The 4,966-nt window shown below is 43.7% G+C and carries 5 protein-coding genes and 1 tRNA gene; 2 read left to right on the top strand and 4 right to left on the bottom strand.

What is annotated here, in order from left to right; genetic code table 11:
- Positions 1-125: 125 nt before the first annotated feature.
- Positions 126-749, bottom strand: a complete 624-nt coding sequence (locus tag OGM63_RS11005) for a MarC family protein (RefSeq protein ID WP_263745573.1) — start codon at positions 747-749, stop codon at positions 126-128.
- Between the two features lie 195 nt (positions 750-944).
- Here OGM63_RS11005 and OGM63_RS11000 point away from each other — a divergent pair, with 195 nt between their 5' ends.
- On the top strand, positions 945-1,760 hold the full coding sequence (locus tag OGM63_RS11000; RefSeq protein ID WP_263745571.1) for a carbon-nitrogen hydrolase family protein: 816 nt from the start codon (positions 945-947) through the stop codon (positions 1,758-1,760).
- A gap of 193 nt (positions 1,761-1,953) precedes the next feature.
- Here OGM63_RS11000 and fba read toward each other — a convergent pair whose 3' ends face one another.
- The 3 genes from fba to OGM63_RS10985 all read right to left on the bottom strand — a co-directional run bounded on the left by fba (position 1,954) and on the right by OGM63_RS10985 (position 4,325).
- On the bottom strand, positions 1,954-3,033 hold the full coding sequence (gene fba, locus OGM63_RS10995; RefSeq protein ID WP_263745570.1) for a class II fructose-bisphosphate aldolase: 1,080 nt from the start codon (positions 3,031-3,033) through the stop codon (positions 1,954-1,956).
- A gap of 287 nt (positions 3,034-3,320) precedes the next feature.
- Positions 3,321-3,392, bottom strand: a tRNA-Lys gene (locus OGM63_RS10990).
- 54 nt (positions 3,393-3,446) lie between these two features.
- A complete protein-coding gene (locus tag OGM63_RS10985; RefSeq protein ID WP_263745569.1) occupies positions 3,447-4,325 on the bottom strand; it encodes an aldose epimerase family protein in 879 nt (292 codons plus the stop codon).
- A 98-nt stretch (positions 4,326-4,423) separates the two neighbouring features.
- Here OGM63_RS10985 and OGM63_RS10980 point away from each other — a divergent pair, with 98 nt between their 5' ends.
- Positions 4,424-4,663 carry a hypothetical protein gene (locus OGM63_RS10980; RefSeq protein WP_445974552.1) on the top strand — a complete coding sequence of 80 codons (240 nt, stop codon included), beginning with the start codon at positions 4,424-4,426 and terminating at the stop codon, positions 4,661-4,663.
- Positions 4,664-4,966: the final 303 nt, after the last annotated feature.

Raw genomic sequence — 4,966 nt, 5'->3', positions numbered from 1 at the left:
GGGGGGGGTGAGGGGGAGAGGGGGAGAAAAATAAACAATTTTCCCTTCCTCTCCTTCCTTGGTGCCTTCTCTTCGAGACGCTTCTCTACGAGAGGCTCCGCCAACGCGAAGGGGGTTCGTTTTCTCTAACTGAAAAACAACTCCTTAATTCCCGCGCTACCAATCTCTATTGCCAACGCTGCCAATAGAAAACCGAAAAGCTGAGTTATAATTACCTCGCCTTCTGCACCAATCCACTTATCGATGTAATTACTGAAACGTAAAATTAACCAAGTAATAAACATTGCCGATAATATACCCAGCGTCACGCTGAAATTAGGATTAGCAGCTGACGACATTAACAGCATTACCGTCGTCAGCGTACCAGGTCCGGCTAACAATGGCAAAGCTAGCGGCGTAATTGCCACATCTCGTTCTTGGTCGAGTATGGGAGTATCTAATTTACCCTGTAGCATTTGTAAAGCGATTAATAGCAGCAACAGTCCCCCAGCTACTCGCAAAGACCCCATGCTGATGTCTAAATAACTTAAAATGAATTGACCGCTAAAAGCAAACACCATCATAACAGCGATCGCTATTACTACTCCTTTATCTATTACTTTGTTTCTCTGCTGCGGTTCCATCCCCTTAGTCAGAACTAAAACTATCGGTATATTACCCACTGCATCCGCAAGGACAAAGACAGCAACAAAGGTTTTAACGAAAACAGAAATATCCACAACAGAAGATTTATCAAGGTTTTCTAACAAACTAACCTCAAACTCGTTGATTTTTCTAGAACCCGTAGGAAGATTGATATAAGCCTCAGTTTCAGCAAAGTGTTTGTTAGTTAATCAATTCGGGGAAGATAAGGCAATGGGGATAAAGTCTGTCTTTGCAAGTACCAAAGTAAAGATATATTTGATAATCTATCCCTTACAACTCCACTGTTAGTTATTGGATTTATGAAGTCATATTTAGCGGCCGCTATTCAAATGACCAGTGTGCCAAATCTGGAAAAAAACTTGGCACAGGCAGAGGAATTTATCGATTTAGCCGTCCATCAAGGTGCGGAATTAGTGGGTTTGCCAGAAAATTTTTCGTTTATGGGCGAAGAAAAGGATAAACTTGCTCAAGTTGAAGCGATCGCCAAAGAATCGGAAATATTCCTCAAAAAAATGGCGCAGCGCTATCAAGTTACCATTCTCGGTGGCAGCTATCCAGTACCTGTAGGTGACAGCGGCAAATTCTACAATACTTCCACACTCATCGACCCCAATGGTCAAGAAGTTGCCCGCTACCAAAAGGTACATTTATTTGATGTGAATGTCCCTGACGGTAATACTTATCGCGAATCTAGTACGGTGATGGCGGGTTCGCAAACACCCCCGATTTATTTTTCCGAAAAACTCGGTAATATTGGACTTTCTGTTTGCTATGATGTCCGTTTTCCGGAACTTTACCGATATTTATCCCACAAGGGGGCAGATATTCTATTTATTCCGGCTGCTTTCACCGCTTTTACTGGTAAAGATCATTGGCAAGTATTACTGCAAGCGCGGGCAATTGAAAACACCGCTTATGTCATCGCACCGGCGCAAACTGGAGTAAATTACGCTCGTCGTCAAACCCACGGACACGCGGTGATTATCGATCCTTGGGGAATGATTTTAGCCGATGCTGGTGAAAAACCGGGAGTAGCGATCGCCGAAATCAATTTCTCTCGGTTAGAACAAGTTCGCCGTCAGATGCCCAGCTTACAACATCGCGTATTTATCTAGCTGATTATTTGCGAAAATTTACATCTCCACGTAAAGACGTTCCGCCGGAACGTCTCTACGAGGGTTGTGATATTTTTATTAATGTTAATTATCAGGACATAATATCAAATAGCACAAAAAACCGGGTAATATTCCAACCCGGTTCAATAATCTTAATATGAAGAACCCGTAGTGAGCGCTTCAGCGCTCATTATTAAACCTTAGCAGTAGCCTTAGTCACAGCGTTAAGTTCGCCCTTAGCATACTTAGCAGCAAAGTCATCCAAAGAGATTTGCTTAATCTTGCTAGCGTTACCAGCAGAACCGAATTGTTGATAGCGATCGCTACAAACTTTCTGCATATACTTAATGGAAGGCTTGAGGAAGTGACGGGGGTCAAATTCCTTAGGATTTGCAGCCAAAGCTTCACGCACAGCAGCGGTAATTGCCAAACGGTTATCAGTATCGATGTTTATCTTACGTACACCGCACTTGATACCTTTTTGGATTTCTTCCACAGGTACACCGTAAGTTTCGGGAATTGCACCGCCATACTGGTTAATAATGGCAAGCAAATCTTCAGGAACCGAAGAGGAACCGTGCATTACCAAGTGAGTGTTAGGCAAACGGCTGTGAATTTCTTCGATGCGGCTGATTGCTAAAATTTCTCCAGTCGGCTTGCGGGTAAACTTGTAAGCACCGTGGCTAGTACCAATCGCAACTGCCAAAGCATCTACTTGAGTTTGCTCTACAAAGTCTACTGCTTGGTCGGGGTCAGTTAAAAGTTGTTCGCGGTCGAGTTTACCCTCGAAACCGTGACCATCTTCAGCTTCACCCATACCAGATTCTAGAGAACCCAAGCAACCGAGTTCACCTTCAACGCTGGCGCCAACCGCGTGAGCTACTTTCACGACTTCGCGGGTGACATTGACGTTATACTCATAGCTTGCTGGTGATTTAGCATCTTCTTCCAGCGAACCGTCCATCATCACGCTGGTGAAGCCGTTGCGAATCGCCGAATAACAAGTTGCAGGGCTGTTACCATGATCTTGGTGCATGGTAATGGGGATATGAGGATAGGTTTCTACCGCTGCCAAAATCAAGTGGCGTAAGAAATTTTCCCCAGCATAAGAACGAGCGCCACGAGAAGCTTGTAAAATCACGGGGCTATCTGTCTCTAGAGCAGCCTTCATGATTGCCTGAATTTGCTCCATGTTGTTCACGTTATACGCCGGGATGCCGTAACCGTTTTCAGCCGCGTGATCCAACAGCAGCCGCATTGGTACGAGCGCCATAGATAGTCCTCCTAATGTGGGTAGTCAGCTAGTCGGTGTCAGAGAAGCGCAATTATTACGCTAATCTTAATTGTTTCAACTTATTAGGAAATTATAACTAGTGTCGGGTGCTAATGCTGAAAAACTTTGCACCTCTAAGCCTGATTATAAGGGACTGGTGACTGCAAGAAGTCAACAACAAACAATCAAAGCGATCGCATAACGTCACAATAGCTGCCCAACCGTCGCCAACCATCATGGGTGATGGCACGGGAGTTACTCCAAATCGATCAATTATTCCTTTAATATGGGTCGCCCGGGATTCGAACCCGGAACTAATCGGTTAAAAGCCGAGTACTCTACCGTTGAGTTAGCGACCCGTTGAGTTCTAAACTTGCAACTTTGCTATCATAGCACATATGTTTGTGGATTTGTCAAGGTGTTGAGAAAAAATTTGCTGTCAGCTTCATCGATGCAGAACAACTGGCTCCAGGTTCAAGTATAGTCAGGTGTTCACCAGTATTGATCGAGTTTCTAGAAGCGCTCCACGGTTCCAGACAGTAGAAATCTTTGCCCTTCAACGTCCAAAAAACCAAAATCGGAAAAGCATCATCGTAATCTAAAGTCAATTTTAACTTTCGGCTGTGGTCTATCACACTCGCAGATTGACTTGTTAGCTGTTTAAAAGCAACGTCTATTTCATCGCGGTTGAAGTCAAAATTACCGTTAAAAGAGTGCATTTCCTTGGTTTTCTGGTCTTGATACTCACTACTAGGGATTTCAAATTCTAGCTGAGTTTTATCACAAGACGCAAAGTAAGGATGAAACCCAAAAGAAAAAGGCATCGGTTCAGATGATTTATTTGTATAATTCTGCTGAACTTCTAAAGTATTACCTTGGATCTGGTAGGTAAAAGCCAGTTCAAAGTCAAAAGGATAAACCGCTCTTGTTTGCTCGTTGCTATTGAGGACTACGGTCAGGCTAGCTTTATCTTGGGTCACTTGATTCGTAACATCCCAAGGTAAATCTCGCGCAAAGCCGTGTTGTTTGAGAGTATACTGTTTACCTTCACAAGTGTAAGTATTATCCGGTAAGTTGCCGCAGATGGGAAATAAAATCGGATTTCCACCTCTAACGCTCAATTCTGGATTAGTCAAGCGTTCCGCATCCAGGTAGAAAATTTCTTCACCATTAACGCGCCATTTGGTGATGATACCACCACGTTCGGGTATAACCTCTAATTGTGAATTAGTGCTTTCATCCGTGAGGACGTAGGTTTTGTATTGTTGCTCTTGAAGTGCGATCGCAAACATTGCTTTCCTCTTTGTAGTGATTACTCAAGTCAAACAGTAACATTCAGTCGCCTACTATCAGTTAAGCTATAGCTAATTGGTCATCTCTGTTCTTTATTATGTACCAAGTAGACCCTCCTCTTCCTCCAAAAGAAGCTCTACCAACGATGTATGATCTCAAGAGCGAAGATCCAAAGGAGCCAGGATTGCCCGACGAATTTAATGATTTTCAACCTCAACTGTTGCGAGATACCTTTCATCCGCCTAATTATCGACCAGATGAGGTATTCGTCGCCAGCGATTTAAATCTTTATTACGATATTCGTCATTATGAGTGGTATAAGCGTCCTGACTGTTAACCCGGATGACGTGTAGGGGGATGGGGGAGATGGGGGGACAAGGGAACAAGGGGACAAATGCCCAATGCCCAATAGACATCGACCGAATTTAATTATGCGTTGCCCGAAACCCTTGTAGAGACGTAGCACTGCTACGTCTCTACGTCTTTCCTGGAGATGCCCAATGCCCAATTTTCTTTTACCGAAAAGTTGGGTCTAAAGCCCCGTCCTTGCAGGACGGCTTTTTATTATATTCGCTCTATCTTATACCAATTGTGATAGCATAAGACGGGAGGTGGAAAATGCTTGTTTTTGAGTTCAAAG

The sequence above is a fragment of the Plectonema radiosum NIES-515 genome (assembly GCF_025753815.1).
GTDB classification, from domain to species: domain Bacteria; phylum Cyanobacteriota; class Cyanobacteriia; order Cyanobacteriales; family Nostocaceae; genus Hassallia; species Hassallia radiosum_A.
The sequence above is the reverse complement of the archived record's forward strand: the minus strand, read 5'-3'. Positions and strand labels throughout refer to the sequence as shown.

Bases quoted from the DNA above. Each gene is read 5' to 3' on its own strand.
- OGM63_RS11000 (WP_263745571.1), top strand. From the start codon at position 945: ATGAAGTCATATTTAGCGGCCGCTATTCAAATGACCAGTGTGCCAAAT.
- fba (WP_263745570.1), bottom strand. From the start codon at position 3,033: ATGGCGCTCGTACCAATGCGGCTGCTGTTGGATCACGCGGCTGAAAAC.
- OGM63_RS10985 (WP_263745569.1), bottom strand. From the start codon at position 4,325: ATGTTTGCGATCGCACTTCAAGAGCAACAATACAAAACCTACGTCCTC.
- OGM63_RS10980 (WP_445974552.1), top strand. From the start codon at position 4,424: ATGTACCAAGTAGACCCTCCTCTTCCTCCAAAAGAAGCTCTACCAACG.